Genomic DNA, 16,462 nt, shown 5'->3' with positions numbered 1-16,462 from the left:
GTGCATATTTCAGTACAAAATCAGGGAATTTCATCATGCTGAAAGCTACATATTTTTTGCTTTGCATCTTAGGAATAGTGTTACCTTACTCACAGTTCTTACCATTTTTTTTAGAGCATGGTCTTGATATCCAACTTTTTATTGAGCAGCTATTTGCTAACAGAATTTCTGGTTTTTTTGGCACGGATGTGATTGTTTCATCTCTAACTCTGTGGGTTTTTGTGTTCTGGGAAGGTACACGTTTAAAAATGCAAAATCTCTGGATTTATATTGCTTCTAATCTTTTTGTAGGGGTTTCTCTTGGCCTTCCCTTGTTTCTATTAATGCGAGAATATCAACTCAAACAGCAGACTGATAAGCTGTTCCACATATAACTTGCATAATTAGGGCGGGCAAGATGCCCACCCCACAAGAGTTTTATTTAATTTGATTATGTAATTTAGATGTTTTTTAGCTTACTGTTATTTCTTAATTCCTAAAGGGACTGGAAGGAAGACGCGGGGACGCGGAGACAGGGGGACGCGGAGAATGATTAATAACAAATGACAATTCCCCATTCCCCATTCCCCATTCCCCATTCCCCATTCCCCATTCCCCATTCCCTACTCCCCAACACTATGCTTTCCAAACTATTTCTGAAAACGCCGCTAGCATGGCGGCAATTAATGAAAGAAAAAACACGCCTAGCGGTTGCAGTTGCAGGTATTACTTTTGCGGATATGCTGATGTTCATTCAGCTAGGGTTTAAAGACGCGCTGTTTGATGCAGCCGTGAAACCTCATCGTAATTTACAAGCAGATTTGCTTTTAATTAGTCCTCAATTTCAAACCCTATACTCAGTAAAAAGCTTCTCTAGAGAGAGACTTTATCAAACTTTAGGTTATGAAGGTGTTCAATCAGTAACTCCACTTTATATTGGTACCGGACAGTGGCGAGATCCCAAAACGCTTCTTGAACGCGCCATCTTAGTTTGGGGTCTTGATCCGGCACAATCTACATTCAAATCTGCTGATGTTAATCAAGGCCAAGACCAGATCAAACCACTGTACCAAGTGATGTTTGATCAAGCTGGTCGTCCCGAATTTGGAGCAGTTGCCGAGACTTTTCAGAAAACAGGCACTTTTGAGACGGAACTAAATAACCAAGCCGTCAAAGTTAAAGCTTTGTATACTGATGGAGCCTCCTTTTCTGCTGATGGTAATGTCATTACCAGTGACTCTACCTTTCTTTTACTATTTCCAGAACGTAAACCCGATCGCATCGAAGTTGGGCTAATAACTCTCAAACCAGGGATGAATATGGAGAAAGTGCAATCCCAACTGGTTGCAGGGTTGCCTGGTGATGTCAAAGTGCTGACACCGGAGGGGTTTGCTCAAATTGAAAAAAAATATTGGGAAACTGGTACTGGTATTGGTTTCATTTTTGGCTTAGGTGCAGGAGTTGGATTTATTGTTGGCATCGTGATTGTTTACCAAATCCTCTATTCAGATGTTTCTGACCACTTGCCAGAATACGCCACCCTCAAGGCAATGGGTTACACCGATAACTATCTTTTAGGAGTCTTGATTCAAGAGGCACTTTTATTAGCTATCTTAGGATTTTTGCCGGGATTTTTTCTTTCCTTTGGGTTATATAAAGTCACTTACGCCGCCACAATGCTCCCCATCTTTATGAAGCTGGAACGAGCGATAAATGTTTGGATTTTGACCATTATTATGTGTAGTGTTTCTGGGGCGATCGCTTTACGTAAACTCCGGTCTGCTGACCCGGCTGATGTGTTTTAATTGTTGATTTACAACTACAAAATTTTATGTTACAAGATTCAGTACAAATAAATGCCAATTCAACAGCTTCTACTTTAGAGCCTGCGATTTATATCAACAACCTCAATCACTATTTTGGTGAGGGAGCGTTGCAAAAACAGGTACTATATGACATTAATTTGAAGATTAATGCTGGTGAAATTGTGATTATGACTGGCCCTTCTGGGTCGGGAAAAACTACATTGTTAACATTAATGGGAGGGCTACGTTCTGCTCAATCAGGTAGTTTGAAGATATTGGGAGAGGAAATTTGTGGTGCTAAGAAAAAGCAATTAACCAAACTTCGCTGTCAAATAGGTTATATCTTCCAAGCGCATAACTTGATGACTTTTTTAACAGCCAAGGAGAATGTCCGCATGTCCTTAGAGTTGCATGACGAATTTGTGAATGAAAATATCGACGCTAAAGCGATCGCCATGCTGGAACATGTAGGATTAGGCGATCATGTAAATTACTACCCAGAGAAACTATCAGGAGGACAAAAACAACGGGTAGCGATCGCTCGTGCCTTAGTCAGCCATCCTAAAATTGTGTTGGCAGACGAACCCACAGCCGCACTTGATAAAAAATCTGGACGTGACGTTGTAGAAGTCATGCAGATGTTAGCAAAAGAACAAGGCTGTACAATTTTGCTAGTTACTCATGACAACCGTATCCTCGATATTGCCGATCGCATCATCTACATGGAAGACGGTCAACTTAAAACTGATAGTGCAGAAATTGTCAAGACTTAAATAGTGCTATTAGCTGAGCAATAACGCCGTTAACATTAGTGTAATTCTGATACCAATTCAAAAAAATTGCAACACATGTAGTAGCACGACAAGCTTAATGGAGTCCACTGATACCCACCGACAACCGAGATGAGGTAATGAGTATTTTAATCCGGCAAATTTTGATGCAATAACCCAGATGTAGAGACGTTGCAATGCAACGTCTCTGTATTTTTTAGATATTAATTTCTGTCTACTCCCATTTCCCTGTCTTCTGGTTCGTTAGATTCTCGTGCTTTATTAGCAATCATTCCATTGATGTAGGTAACAATAATTACTAATTCTCCAATGGCTTCCAACTCAGCCTCTTCTTCTGGGGTTTGAGAATTAGCTGTTTTCTTATCTACAATCTCTTGCATCCGATCTGATAATTCTTCAGTAATTTTAAACAGATTAATATTACTGACTTTTTCAAGTTGAATACCTTTCTCTAGCCAGGATGAGGGTTTAACAACTGCGATCGCCATAAGTTGATTACGGATTGAATACACTTAGAATGATAAAGTACTGAAGCGCGTTTTGTGCAGTATCAAGGTTTAACAACTGCGATCGCCTAAAGAATTGAATAGCAGTGTTAGCGATCGGGTAAATGAGGCAATTATGAGGGGGATGGCGTTAGATTACAAGTTTCGTCCCCAGCCGGTGCAGGAGTGGTTGTATTTGTTGGATAAATCAACAAATCTACTTCTTCAGCAAGGAAGTTTAATGCAAAGGTGGTCGAATTATTTTCGTGTAATGCTATCGCGTTACTATAGTGTTGATAAATCAAAATAAGACGAAGCAATGAGGAACGTCTTTCTAAAGAGCGATCGCAGCACGATTTAGGATAATCTTAGAAAGATGAAACAAATTAAAATTATTGTCGAAAAGCATTTTGATGGCTATATTGCCTATCCTCTCGGTATTAAGGGAGTTGTAGTAAGTGAAGGTAACACTTATGCGGAAGCTTTAGCTGATGTAAAATCAGCTATCCAATGCCATATAGAAGTATTTGGTAATGAGGTTTTAGAAGATGAATCACCAGTTTTAGAGGCTTTTATCGCTGAGGCTGAGGTAACTATTTAATGCCAAAATTCCCCGTAGATGTACCCAAAACTAGGGTGATTAAAGCATTAGAGTTATTAGGATTTAGTATCGTCCGGGAAAGGGAACATATTATGATGGTGCGAGAAAATATCGCCTATTACACGCAAGCTATTAAAAGCTTACAATAGACCTCTTGCATAAATCTTTTTTTATCTCATGCAAAGGCACAAAGACAAGGCAGTGCGTTGGGGAGACATTGCCTTGCGGGGGTTTCCAAGGCAGCTTATGTTCCTCCGCTTCCCCCCAAAACGTGCCGCCCCGTTGTAGCAAGTGTCATCGGGTTCCCCGACTTGTTCGCTCTTAGCGTTCCCGCAGGGTAGCAACTGCCGCGCAAAGAATAACGCGAAAAGAATGACTTTTGCAAGAAGTCTAATCATTACGCGGTGACTTATTTATCACTGTTCTCTATTCACTTTTCACTTGTATAAAATTGGAGATACTCAATAACGCTATTAGCAATTGAGAACTGCTGCCCAGTTTGATCGCGGAAGTAGTAACGTCCACTTTTGATACCTGTAAACTTTGCTACCAATTTGGAACCATTAAGAAATTCAATTTTATAGACTTCATTAACCTTAAATTCATTGGGGTGTACTTGCACAGTACTTCCTCATACGCTATAAGTAGCAATACTGCAAAAAGACATTAATTTCAATAGCGTAAATTTATTTATGTGGATTATGATGCGTGAATTTTGCGGCAAGTCTGATCGGAGGAAACCTGCAATCAGAACTTTCCAAGACGCTACACGAATTTCCCATTCGCGTAGCGTCTCCGCAGGGGGTTGACAGGTTAGTCAGGGTATATCCTAATATCAATTTAAAAAAAAAGACGCTTCAAAAATGCGTCCAGACATCAATTTGTTACATTGATCAATTGTTGAACAATAGAGACATAGCAATGCTAAGTCTCTACTATCATTATGGTATGGCTTATACGCTTTTTAGTATATGGCATATTTACCATGTGGCAATTAGAGCAATCAAATATTGATGCTCATCATAATTGACTCTAGAGGTAGTCCGGGTTGAATGAAGTGACGACGCTTCCAGAGGCGGTCTTTTAAACCAGCCGGCCCAACTTCCATGATGGGGTTGTAGCGCACGTTTGAGAGTGTCCAAAGTAAGGTTACTTGCTTGGCGTGTTTTTGTGCAACTGCGATCGGGTCGTATTTGGGATTGTGCCCGTCCCAAAGACCAATAGTGGCATAATCTACATCACCACCATCTTCGTATTGTTTGTTGTTTACCCAAGAATGGAAAAATGAAGATTGGTAAATTACATAAATACACAGTTGCTTGAGGTCGTTAATATTAGCGATCGCCAGTGTCTGAAAGTTAGGATTAAGAACAGAATGGCTAACTAAATCTTCCGACATGCCGGCAATTTCTGACCAGTAAGCTTGAATACCCGCTTGCTGTTGTTGGAAGAACTCAGACACATATTCTTCTATAGCTTGCCAGACACTCAATGCAGCTTTGTCAAAATAGTTATTTTTGACTTCATCTTTGAGTGCTTGCACGGTTGGACTCCAGTTACGGTATGAGAGGCGGGTAATCTCATCTTTGAGCGCTTCATCTACTTCTTTGGGACTCAAGGCGGAAGCTTCGGGAATAAAGCCTGTGTCACCAATAATTAGAGCAGCTCCCAGGCTGTTAATGTTGAGTAAACCATCAAAGTGAGGTTCAAGTAGTAAGCGAATTGGATTGTTGACCACATTACGATAATATGCCATGGCATACTGATCTATGTTCATGTGGGTACGTCCCAAGTGAGTTTGGATTTCCTGAAAGACAAACTCCGCACTCCGAAATAACCGCTTTGACCATTCCCAGTCAGCATCACCAGGGATGTGAGTTTCAGTTTCGCCGTTGAGGATAAATTTGATTGAGTGGAGTTGCAAAGCTTGCTCATCAAGCTTGAAACGCGCCTCAATTTCTGTCGGTAAGATACCCGCTTCTTCAACTTTGTATTTTCGACAATCGAAGCGGATAGTGTATTGCCAAGGCTGGTTGGTGTGAACTCGGTTAAATTTACCTGGGTTGAAGCCATTCAGACGGCGTTCGACAAAAAACTTATCGCTATATTTATCAGGTTGATAACGGGTAAGGTTTGCAGGCATCCATTGAGCAGGGTTTTGTCCCAAAGCTTGCATTGTCTCAGCCACACCGACAATACCCAAATTTGGAATTGTCCCAAAAGGTCTTGCGGGTAACAGATTTAACCCAAAGTTGGCAATGTAGCGTGGTTTTGGTTTAACGCGATCGGGTAAGGGACGTGCGAAGTTGTAGCGCGGTATATCTTGACCTGCTTGTCCAAAGTAAGTATAAACCGTTTTGGGGTCTGGTTGATTGCCTTTGATGCCCCAGTCTACCAATTCTGCACTTGGTTGCTGGTACTTACGCATGTTAGCCGAGATTTGATAGACAATTGATCGCAAGTGATTGACTGAGGCAGTTTCATTAATCGAGTGAGCCAAAATCAAGGATAAGTCAACAGGAGCATGATATGGATTAAATTCTAATGGTTCCGCGATTTCGCTGGGAACGATGGAAGTTAGGGAAATCGTGGCCACATCTTTGCAAGGATACTTGGTTTCGTCCCAAGGAATCGTGCAATCTTTCGCTTCTTCGTTGGCTTTTTGATCGTCTAAAACTGGACGTAACTGAAACTGTAAGGTATATCGGACTCCGCCTTTTGTGACTCTTTGCTTATAGTCATTTTGCAGGTAATTTTCCGGTCGGGTATCGTCTTCCAGACGAGGTAGATAATCTAGAGGCAGCCGCACATCAGCCGAGTTAACAAAGCCAGTATCGGGGGAGCGATCGCTATTCACAAGACGGTAACGTAGATAATACTGTTTACTATCGAGTCCTACAAACAAATATGTAGTTTCCGAATAGTAGTAAAGTTGAGTGTAGGAGTCAGGATTACGAATAATTTCGTCAAAAATAGGCTTAATCTTGGGAAACTCGACCAGCATTTTCGCTCGGTCTGGCATAGAACTTGTTACCCAACGCGAAAAGGAAGCAGCATCTGGTAAAATAAAACAGCGTCCTGTACTCATTAGCACATCTAAGATAGGTGCATTCAGATTGAGGGCGCTGAGTGGGGCATCAGCAGGCCCATCTAAAATACGCAGAGTTGCCCCACGACCATCTAAAATTGCATCATCCCGAAACCCTTTAATATTTGCATGGCGTAACAGTGCGGGGAATTTCTTTCCGGCTACAAGCAGACGGTGGGGAGGGATATCAGGTTTTGCTACAACCTCAAGCACACCCTTGGCTATAGTTCCAAAAGAATGAGTTGCTCGTCTGCCTTTAAGTTGAGCCATTTGACCAAATATCCGAGCAATATCAGAGATAATCTTAGAGAACTTTGGCTCAATATCCCGAACTCTTGGATCACCTACGAGATGAGCATCTGGTGTTTGCATTTCATTAGCCATATCACACTGTTACCTTAAAGAATGGTAAAAACACTAAACATACATACTTATTCGTAAGTACAATTGCGTAAAAGCTCGTACTGTACGAATTAGACAACATACATCACAACTTTGGTTGTTTCAGATGCTTTTGCACAAAATTATCCTAGTTAAGATAACGGATACTCAATAGTGCGTTCTGAGACAACTAGTTGGGCATACTAAACAGGAAATGAAGACCACAAACAGCAGATATATAAAACGTAGCCAAGGCAATCTCACAAGCGCTATGTGCAGGATACGTTAAGCTGTTGATTGCTTCATGATATGCCACTATAGCTGCCAGATCGCGAAAATTGAAGATATGAAACAAGTTTTTACCGAAGTTAAAGATTTTTATTGCTGGTTATTCAGTAGTGCCAAGTGCTGATACTGTTTCACTTTAAGGTTGTAATATCTTCGCTTGAAGACTCATCGTTAGGCTGCGGTCTCAACGCGCAAATTAAACGCTTAGATATATAGCGATCCTAAATGAGTTATGAACAAAAAGATCCCCAACTTCTTGAAGAAGTCGGGGATCTGAGGCTGTCGATATTTGTAAATCAAATAGGATTGCTATAGGGCAATACGGTTCAGTTAAAGCCAAAAACCTTCTTAAACTACCATACCCTGCCCATAGGGCTTGACCAATGATTAATAAGCAGCCCTAGCTAACCAATAGATGGTTATCCCCAAGATCGACCCTGCTATAACCTGAACTGGTGTATGTCCGAGTAACTCCTTAAGACGGTCTTGGATAAATTCTGGCTTATCATGAAATAATTCATCAATTAATTGATTAAGAATACGAGCTTGTTTACCAGCAGCTTGTCGAACTCCCGCAGCATCGTACATCACGATGATGGCAAAAATTGTAGCAATAGCAAATTCTGGGGAATTCCAGCCGGTGGTTTGCCCAACACCCGCTGCTAAAGCCGTAACTAGAGCTGAATGGGCACTAGGCATACCTCCAGTTGTGACTAAAACACGTACATTCAGTTTGCGATTTTTAATCAGCTCAATTACCAGCTTTAATCCTTGAGCGATGAAACAAGCTACCAGAGCAACCAGCAGCACCTGGTTGTTGAAGATGTCGCCTATGTCCTGCATGGTATTTTAGTTTAGGTTAGTAAATATTAGCAGAGGTTGTTGTTTGAATAAGCATAAAAGTAATCCGCAAAGTATGGGATTTACTGAACTTCTTAACAAACTACCTCTTGACATTTTGAAGACGCTCTGAGCCGTTTTTCATAGATTAAATATTTTATCAGCTGCTAAAACAGCTAGAGTTACTAAAATCTTGGTAGACATATGTACGTTTATCCAATCCATTTGATATCTTAAATTATCTAATATTGAGTAGCTGCCCACATCTAAATAAACGTCATGTTAAAACAATTACATCTGTCATGGATGTGGGAAGTTACTTTTGAGCGTCACAAAATCAATCATTGCGTAGATTACTCTCATGCAATCAAAATTTTCCAATGCAAAATTGACTTAGTGATTGCGACTGGTAATGAAATGAGCGATCGCTTTTAATGGTATAGCTCTTTGCCCAAATGGTTCCAATTCTGCACAGGCTGCTGCAACTAGTTCTTGGGCTTTGACGCGGGACTCTTCAAGCCCCCACAGGCTAGGATATGTTACTTTCTGGGCTTTTTGGTCTTTGCCAGCCGTTTTACCTAATTCCTCTTGGGTAGCAGTGATATCTAAAATATCGTCTACAATCTGAAATGCTAGCCCAATATTCTGAGCGTAACGAGTCAGTCGTTGCAAATCTTCAGATGAGACCCCAGCCACAATTCCACCACAAACAACACAAGCTTCTAAAAGAGCAGCTGTTTTGTGTTTATGGATAAAATTTAGTGTTTCTAGAGAAATATCTGTCTTTCCTTCTGACTCTAGATCAACTACTTGACCACCAACTAAGCCAGCCGCACCTAACGCCCGTCCCAACCGGACAACTACTTGCAAAACTCGCTCTCTAGCCACATTTTGAGGGGTTTGCAGAGCAACAAACTCAAAAGCTAAAGCCAACAAACCATCCCCAGCTAAAATTGCCACATCTTCGCCATATACCTTGTGATTCGTCAGCTTACCGCGACGATAATCATCATTATCCATCGCTGGTAGATCATCATGAATCAACGACATTGTGTGAATCATCTCCACAGCACAAGCCGTTGGCATCGCCATTTCAATTGTGCCACCCATCATTTCACAGGTAGCAAGGCAGAGAATAGGACGCACACGCTTACCTCCAGCCAGCAACGAGTAGCGCATTGCTTCATAAATCTTTTCCGGATAAATGATCGGGACAGCCTGATCCAAAGCAGTATCACAAAGTCTTTGTCGCTCTTTAAGGTAGGCTGCTAACTTAAACGTAGCGTCCTCTGGTGTCTTTTGAATGTTATCCGTTGCTACCATTCTGGAATTCCTGATTTTTTGCAACTTTTGCCATATACGTCACAATTTTATGATGCGCTGGAGCTGAAAGAGTCATTTGACATTGGGAATTGGGAATTGGGAATGGGGAATGGAGACGCGGGGACGCGGGGACGCAAAGACACGGAGAAATTTTCTCTCTCACTCCCTCATCCCCCGGTTGGTGAGGGGAGTCGAACCACATCCCCCTGATCTTTTTACTCTTTTAAGGTTCTCGCATAACTAGCAACAGTATTTTCTAGTAAGATGGCGACAGTCATGGGGCCGACTCCGCCGGGGACTGGGGTGATAAAATCAGCTACGCCAGCTGCTGATTCAAGGTGAACGTCGCCTACCAAGCGACTTTTACCACTAGCATCTGTAATTCGATTCATTCCCACATCTACCACAACAGCACCTGGTTTTACCATATCGGCAGTAATTAGTCCTGGACGACCAACTGCGGCAACTAAGATATCAGCATTTTGGGTGATAGATTTGAGATCATGCGATCGCGAGTGAGCGATCGTCACGGTTGCATCAGCTTCTAGTAGCATCAATGCCATAGGTTTACCCACTAAAATACTACGTCCCACTACCACAGCCTGTTTGCCTCGCAAGGGAATTTTATATTCCTGCAATAGCCGCATCACACCAAATGGAGTACAGCTGCGTAAACCAGCCTCTTGTCTGACTAGTCGCCCCAAATTAACTGGGTGTAGTCCATCAACATCTTTATCAGGATCGATTTGATGTAGCAAAGTCACAGCATCCAAGTGAGGGGGTAGAGGTAACTGCACAAGAATGCCATCTACTTGTTCATCTTGGTTGAGTGTCGCGATTACTTGTGCGAGTTCCGCTTGGGTGGTTTCGCTAGGAAAATGTTTACCAAAAGAGGCGATCCCCACTTTAGCGCACGCTTTCTCTTTATTACGTACATAAGCAGCTGATGCTGGATTATCACCAACCATCAGCACTGCTAAACCAGGCGGACGTCCTATTTTTGGTTGTAATTGTGTAATGGCAACAGAAAGCTCTTGCTGAATTTTTGCTGCTAGAGTTTTACCATCAAGTAGTTTGGCAGTTTTTGTTTCCATAATATTTATCTTCTCAGATCTACTGTCTAATCTAGAGAATAAAGAAATGAGGATAAAATCAGAAACTTTTTGGCTCAGATGAGAGCAATTTCTGACAATAAAGAAAATAGTATAAATGGGAACTCAATCGATGAAATCGGCGACAAGACAAGCACTGATGCAAAAATTTGCTCAATTGGTGGTGGCTTTTATGCAACAAGCAAATTTTTCTGTAGCCTGCTTGCACAAATATGGTACTGTTCCCTCCCGTCTGGGATTGATGTTGTTTTTGGTAGTATGGCTCTGTGGTTGTAGTACTTTCAAGTCATCTATCTCTAAAGAAACCAACACTACAACCAGCACCAATGTCACCCCAATTCGGGAAATTAAACCAAACAACAAGAATCAAACTGTAGTTTACATCCAAGGTAAGGTAGAAAAGCAAGCTCCCCTGATGAAGCAGTGGGTTTATTTAGTTAATGATTCGACTGGAAAAATCTGGGTTCTGACAAATCAAAAGGAGTTGCAAAAGGGAGCGCAAGTTGTATTTAAAGGTAGAATTCGCTACAAAAGTATTCCTGTGGCTGGTCAAGAATTAGGGGAAGTTTATCTAGAAGAAGAGTAATATTTATAACATACCTTAACTAAAAATTTATGAGTAATCAACCAGTCCATGTAGCGATCGCCATTCTCTACCAGCAAGACAAGTTTCTCATGCAATTGCGGGACAATATTCCCAATATTCTCTACCCTGGTTATTGGGGATTATTTGGTGGTCATATCGAACCTAGCGAAACCCCAGAAGTTGCAGTTAAACGAGAAATTTTAGAAGAAATCACCTACGTTTTACCGCCATTTTTAGAATTTGGCTGCTACTGTGATGAAAAAGTTGTTCGCCATGTCTTTCATGCACCCCTGTTAGTGGAATTAAATCAACTGGTTTTAAATGAAGGCTGGGATATGGGATTATTAACAGCTGAAGATATTAATCAAGGTAAATTTTATTCGCACAATGCCAAAGAAGTCAGACCAATTGGGCCTGTGCATCAGAGAATTATGTTGGATTTTATTGAGAAGGGGAGTAGGGAGTAGGGAGTAGGGAATGGATTTATTCTCCACGTCCCCGCGTCTCCGCGTCCCCGCGTCCCCACGTCCCCGCGTCTTTCCTCATGATAAGTCTTGAACCGAACTTGATATTAATTAGCGATCGCCCCACTAACAACAACTACGATGCCAATAATTGCCTAATTAATTTTGCTATGGCTTTTTGTGTAAAGCGGTTGGCAATTTGCTGTCCCAAGCGTTGTACACCTGGATTTACTAATAACTGAGCAATTTGTGGCGCTAGTTGTGCTGGATCAAAGCCACGGGTTTCGCGGAGAATATCTAAGATTCGTCTGACATGTTCTAAGGTTTGTTGTTGCTCGACTGTGGCTGCTGGTGTTTCATTGACTGCTGTCAACCCTACACGTTCTCGTAGCAAGTAGGTCAAGTTATGTAATACATTTTTACCTAAAGCATCGAGTCCGTTAACAGATTCATCTACCAATTTGTCACGAATAAAAGCTCCGCGTTCGGAAGATAGAAAATCTATACCTTGATTCAGCACCAAGCTGAAGTCATAGTCTTGATTATTACGCGCATTTTTTAAGAGATTCTCCAACCGATTCCAGCGGAATCTACCATCTTTAAATAGCAAATCCTGCAATGATGCTCTCAACTGTGGTGCAGGATCTGTCAATAGGCGTTTAGAAACGTAAGGATAGGCTTCGCTAAGGACTTTGAAGTCGGGATCTATGTATATAGCAATACCTTCTAGCGTTACTAAAGAGCGGATAATTAAAGCGTAGTAAGGAGGTACGCGGAAAGGATACTCATACATTAAAGCTGAAAGTTCATCGGTGATGCTTTTAATGTTGAGTTCGGCAACACTGGCTCCTTGAGCATCAGCAAACACTCTTGCAAAAGCTGGTATAATCGGCGTCAGGTCGGTTTCTGGGGATAGAAAATCTAGCTTAACGTAGTCATTTGCTAAACCTTCAAAGTCGCGGTTAACGACGTGGACGATCGCCTCAATTAAACCATAGCGCTGCGGCGGTTTAATCTCACTCATCATCCCAAAATCGAGATAAGCTAACTTACCATCGGGTGTTGCTAACAAATTACCTGGGTGGGGATCGGCGTGAAAAAAACCATGTTCTAGCAATTGGCGTAGAGAACACTGCACACCTACTTCAATTAGATAACGCGCATCTATACCTTGAGCGCGAATCTCTGCGGTTTGGGTTAGTTTTGTGCCGTTAATCCACTCCATCGTCAACACTCGACGATTGGTATATTCCCAGTATATTTTCGGTACATATATGTCTTTTATATGTCCATATAACTGAAAGAAGCGCTCTGCATTTTCACCCTCATGGATGTAGTCCATTTCTTCAAAAATGCGATCGCCCAATTCATCGAGAATACCAACCAAATCACTCCGCACCTGCTTGACATTTTTCTGCACCCAGCCAGCCAGGCGGCGCAAGATATACAAATCAATCGTGATCCTCTCTCGTAAGTCGGGACGTTGCACTTTGATCGCGACTTCCTCACCAGTTTTGAGCTTACCTTTATAAACCTGTCCCAAGGAAGCAGCGGCAATTGGTTGAGGTGAGAGTTCTGTGTAAATTTCTGCTGGAGGTGCGCCTAGTTCTTCTTCAATAAATTGGTAGGCAATTTCGTTGGCAAAAGGCGGTAATTGGTCTTGCAGCCTAGTTAATTCTTCTAGATATACAGGGGGCACTAAATCAGGTCTGGTGGACAAAGCTTGGCCAATTTTGATGTAGGCAGGCCCTAATTGCGTCAGCAATTCTCTTAACTGAACGGCCCGACGGCGGTCGTTTTTGACGACTACTCCCCGTCGGATATCCAACCACAACCCAAAAATAAAAGAGAATGTTGGGCCCAAAACCGCGAAAATCCGCCGCAAAACTAGCAGCGGTTTGTTTTGGTAATGCCTTACTATCTCCACAGCGTTGTAACGCAACATCTCAGGTTCAGTAACCTGCTGTTTTTGGGTTGCTAGTAGTCTTGGCGATCTCACAACCAAAGCTTCTGTATCAGCTTCTGGTACTACTTCAGTAACGTACAGTTCGCCTTGGCGATTTGTGCCACCGCGACTGTTCTCCTGAATCGGTCGGGAACTTGGGGGAAGTGTCTTAACAATCATGAAGAAAGCCACCGGTCGGAATGAGCATGTTAAGTATTGTAACAATATTGGGGGAATTGGGAATTGGGAATTGGGAATTGGGCTTCTCCTGTCGGAGACGCTGCGCGAACGACTTCGCTCAGCCCACGGGAATGGGAATTGTCATTTGTCATTTATCATTCTCCGCGTCCCCCTTCGGGTGACGCTCGCAAGCTCGCTAACGCAGTCGCCTGCGGAGGGAAACCCTCCTGCAGCCCTGTCTCACCGCGTCCCCGCGTCCCCGCGTTCCCCAGTCTTCCCCAGTACCCAGTCCCCCATCTGCTACACTTATATGGGCGCACTAGTTCAATATTAGTAGGTATTTATGATTGCTAAAGAATCATCCTTAAATATCCTATAAGTTGTAAGTGTATGGCATCTGTCCTCACGGAGAGATTGATTTGATGTTGCTCAGCCTACATATTGAAAATTTCGCCCTCATTGACCAACTGGAACTCGAATTTGGTACAGGGCTGAATGTATTGACTGGTGAAACCGGCGCAGGAAAATCAATTATCCTAGATGCCATTGATGCTGTTTTGGGTGGCAAAGTCTCTAGTCGCGTGATTCGGACTGGGACAAATCGGTCTGTGGTAGAAGCTACTTTCGCCGTCAGTCCTCCCTTAATGGCTTGGTTGAGCGAACAAGAAATAGATTTATTAGATGAGAGTTCCATAGTAGTTGGCCGAGAAATTACAACTACTGGGAGTAATATTCGTAGCCGATCGCGAGTCAATGGTGTATTGGTAAATCGGCAAATAATGTCAGGACTGCGCGATCGCCTTGTGGAAATTACTGCTCAAGGTCAAACTGTGCAAGTAGGGGAATCTGCCCAAGTCAGGGATTGGTTAGATTTGTACGGCGGTGACTCCCCGATGCAGCAACGGCAAAAAGTTGCCACTTTTTTTAATGCTTATCAACAAGCACATCTTGTATTGGAAAAACGCCGGACTTCGGAACGGGAACGCTTACAACAATTCGACTTGCTTACTTATCAAGTCCAAGAATTGGCAACTGTCAACCTTAGCGATCCTCAAGAATTAGAACAACTACTCCAAGAACGAGAACGCCTGAATCATGTAGTCGATTTGCAACAAATGAGTTACAAAATCTATCAGGCTTTGTATCAAAACGACAATGAAACCCCAGCCGCAGCAGATTTGTTGGGAGACAGCGAAGCCACATTAAATGACATGGTAGAGTATGATGCCCAATTACAATCTCTGTTGGATTTGGTGAGGGATGCACAAGCAGTAGTAGTGGAAGTAGGAAGACAGATTAATGCTTATGGGGATGGTTTAGAAGCCGATCCCCAACGGTTAGAGGAAGTAGAAGAACGAATTCGGGAATTAAAGCAAATTTGCCGAAAGTATGGGCCAACACTCACAGAAGCGATCGCTTACTACCAGCGTATCCAAGGAGAGTTAGCTGAACTCAACGACACGGAACAATCTCTTGAAAATCTGGAACAGCAAGAAAAAGCATGTCTGGAACAGCTAAACCAAGCTTGTCAAAAGTTAACCCAACTACGTCGTAAAGCTGCGGCTAACTTAGAGTCACGATTGTTGTCCGAACTCAAGCCCCTAGCGATGGAAAAGGTAAAGTTTCAAGTTGAAATTTTACCTGTTACTCCCAACGCAGCGGGAGCAGACAAAATTACTTTTATGTTTAGTCCCAACCCAGGCGAACCACTACAGCCTCTCACAGAAATTGCCTCTGGGGGAGAAATGAGCCGATTTTTGCTAGCACTAAAAGCTTGTTTTTCTCAAGCCGATGCCGCCGGGACAATGGTATTTGATGAAATTGATGTTGGCGTCTCTGGCAGAGTAGCCCAAGCGATCGCCGAAAAACTACATCATCTCAGTGAAAGTAACCAAGTATTATGCGTTACCCATCAACCTTTAGTAGCAGCAATGGCAGACCGACATTTTCGTGTGGATAAGCAAACTATTAATCAAGGCAAAGGTAAAAAAGCAAACAACGGTAGCACAGAACAGCGCACAGTTGTACGAGTTACTACTCTAGACAATTTAACCACTCGTCGAGACGAGCTAGCACAATTAGCTGGCGGCAAATCTGCAACCGAGGCGATCGCTTTTGCGGAATCTCTGTTACTACAAGCCGCTAACCACCGGAAGGGGTTAGGGACTGGGGGGTAGGGACTGGGGACTGGGGATTGGGGATTGGGGATTGGGGATTGGGGACTGGGGATTGGGGACTGGGTATTGGGGACTGGGTATTGGGGACTGGGGACACGGGGACGCGGGGACGCGGAGAATAATTAATAATAAATGACAATTCACAATTCACAATTCCCCATGACGTTTAATGTGAATTAGAGGCTGAAACCCTGTTTCTTGGTGTAGTAGAGACGCGCTTTTGAAGCGTCTCTACAAAGCGCAAAATCCTTGATGTAGCATTGATTCTTATATTTCACATCAGGCGTCCGTGGGCTGAGCGAAGTCGTTCGCGCAGCGTCTCCGACAGGAGAAGCCCAGTCCCCAATACCCAGTCCCCAATACCCAGTCCCCAGTCCCCAATCCCCAGTCCCCAATCCCCAATCCCCAGTCCCCAAT

The 16,462-nt window shown here is 42.8% G+C and carries 16 protein-coding genes; 9 read left to right on the top strand and 7 right to left on the bottom strand.

Annotation, left to right across the window (positions count from 1 at the left end; genetic code table 11):
• Positions 1-35: 35 nt before the first annotated feature.
• The 3 genes from AC5JMF_RS12535 to AC5JMF_RS12525 all read left to right on the top strand — a co-directional run bounded on the left by AC5JMF_RS12535 (position 36) and on the right by AC5JMF_RS12525 (position 2,557).
• Positions 36-374: a DUF2834 domain-containing protein gene (locus tag AC5JMF_RS12535; protein ID WP_495796048.1), complete on the top strand. Its 339-nt coding sequence runs from the start codon at positions 36-38 to the stop codon at positions 372-374.
• 243 nt (positions 375-617) lie between these two features.
• Positions 618-1,784: an ABC transporter permease DevC gene (gene devC, locus AC5JMF_RS12530; RefSeq protein WP_495796047.1), complete on the top strand. Its 1,167-nt coding sequence runs from the start codon at positions 618-620 to the stop codon at positions 1,782-1,784.
• Between the two features lie 26 nt (positions 1,785-1,810).
• Positions 1,811-2,557 carry a DevA family ABC transporter ATP-binding protein gene (locus AC5JMF_RS12525; RefSeq protein ID WP_495796046.1) on the top strand — a complete coding sequence of 249 codons (747 nt, stop codon included), beginning with the start codon at positions 1,811-1,813 and terminating at the stop codon, positions 2,555-2,557.
• Between the two features lie 221 nt (positions 2,558-2,778).
• Here AC5JMF_RS12525 and AC5JMF_RS12520 read toward each other — a convergent pair whose 3' ends face one another.
• Positions 2,779-3,087 (bottom strand): hypothetical protein, encoded by a 309-nt coding sequence (locus AC5JMF_RS12520; RefSeq protein WP_495796045.1) that lies wholly within the window; start codon positions 3,085-3,087, stop codon positions 2,779-2,781.
• Between the two features lie 70 nt (positions 3,088-3,157).
• On the opposite strand from AC5JMF_RS12520, the gene AC5JMF_RS12515 reads away from it, so the two are divergent.
• The 3 genes from AC5JMF_RS12515 (at position 3,158) to AC5JMF_RS12505 (ending at position 3,810) form a co-directional block, all read left to right on the top strand.
• Positions 3,158-3,370, top strand: coding sequence for a hypothetical protein (locus AC5JMF_RS12515; protein ID WP_495796044.1), 213 nt, complete (start codon positions 3,158-3,160; stop codon positions 3,368-3,370).
• A gap of 66 nt (positions 3,371-3,436) precedes the next feature.
• On the top strand, positions 3,437-3,661 hold the full coding sequence (locus AC5JMF_RS12510; RefSeq protein WP_495796043.1) for a type II toxin-antitoxin system HicB family antitoxin: 225 nt from the start codon (positions 3,437-3,439) through the stop codon (positions 3,659-3,661).
• A complete protein-coding gene (locus AC5JMF_RS12505) occupies positions 3,661-3,810 on the top strand; it encodes a type II toxin-antitoxin system HicA family toxin (RefSeq protein ID WP_495796042.1) in 150 nt (49 codons plus the stop codon). Before AC5JMF_RS12510 ends, AC5JMF_RS12505 begins: the two co-directional genes overlap by 1 nt.
• Before the next feature lie 281 nt (positions 3,811-4,091).
• Here the strand turns inward: AC5JMF_RS12505 and AC5JMF_RS12500 are convergent, their stop codons facing one another.
• From AC5JMF_RS12500 to folD, 5 genes are all read right to left on the bottom strand, one after another.
• On the bottom strand, positions 4,092-4,283 hold the full coding sequence (locus AC5JMF_RS12500; protein ID WP_495796041.1) for a hypothetical protein: 192 nt from the start codon (positions 4,281-4,283) through the stop codon (positions 4,092-4,094).
• A 381-nt stretch (positions 4,284-4,664) separates the two neighbouring features.
• Complete coding sequence (locus tag AC5JMF_RS12495) at positions 4,665-7,133, bottom strand: lipoxygenase family protein (RefSeq protein ID WP_495796040.1); 2,469 nt, start codon at positions 7,131-7,133, stop codon at positions 4,665-4,667.
• 672 nt (positions 7,134-7,805) lie between these two features.
• Positions 7,806-8,261, bottom strand: coding sequence for a divergent PAP2 family protein (locus tag AC5JMF_RS12490; protein WP_495796039.1), 456 nt, complete (start codon positions 8,259-8,261; stop codon positions 7,806-7,808).
• A gap of 390 nt (positions 8,262-8,651) precedes the next feature.
• Positions 8,652-9,581: a geranylgeranyl diphosphate synthase CrtE gene (crtE, locus tag AC5JMF_RS12485; RefSeq protein WP_495796038.1), complete on the bottom strand. Its 930-nt coding sequence runs from the start codon at positions 9,579-9,581 to the stop codon at positions 8,652-8,654.
• Between the two features lie 215 nt (positions 9,582-9,796).
• Entirely contained in the window at positions 9,797-10,675 is an 879-nt protein-coding gene (gene folD, locus AC5JMF_RS12480; RefSeq protein ID WP_495796037.1) for a bifunctional methylenetetrahydrofolate dehydrogenase/methenyltetrahydrofolate cyclohydrolase FolD, read from the bottom strand.
• A 115-nt stretch (positions 10,676-10,790) separates the two neighbouring features.
• Between folD and AC5JMF_RS12475 the strand changes: the two genes are divergently transcribed.
• Together AC5JMF_RS12475 and AC5JMF_RS12470 are read left to right on the top strand one after the other, a co-directional pair.
• Positions 10,791-11,279: a hypothetical protein gene (locus AC5JMF_RS12475; RefSeq protein ID WP_495796036.1), complete on the top strand. Its 489-nt coding sequence runs from the start codon at positions 10,791-10,793 to the stop codon at positions 11,277-11,279.
• A gap of 29 nt (positions 11,280-11,308) precedes the next feature.
• The gene (locus AC5JMF_RS12470; RefSeq protein ID WP_495796035.1) at positions 11,309-11,746 is read left to right on the top strand and encodes an NUDIX hydrolase; all 438 of its coding nucleotides are present in this window, start codon (positions 11,309-11,311) and stop codon (positions 11,744-11,746) included.
• 133 nt (positions 11,747-11,879) lie between these two features.
• On the opposite strand, the gene AC5JMF_RS12465 is transcribed toward AC5JMF_RS12470, so the two are convergent.
• Positions 11,880-13,868, bottom strand: a complete 1,989-nt coding sequence (locus tag AC5JMF_RS12465) for an ABC1 kinase family protein (RefSeq protein ID WP_495796034.1) — start codon at positions 13,866-13,868, stop codon at positions 11,880-11,882.
• 422 nt (positions 13,869-14,290) lie between these two features.
• On the opposite strand from AC5JMF_RS12465, the gene recN reads away from it, so the two are divergent.
• Entirely contained in the window at positions 14,291-16,045 is a 1,755-nt protein-coding gene (recN, locus tag AC5JMF_RS12460; RefSeq protein ID WP_495796033.1) for a DNA repair protein RecN, read from the top strand.
• The last annotated feature ends 417 nt before the right edge of the window (positions 16,046-16,462 follow it).

The organism is Desmonostoc vinosum, assembly GCF_059505385.1.
This window is presented reverse-complemented; position numbering and strand designations above follow the sequence as displayed.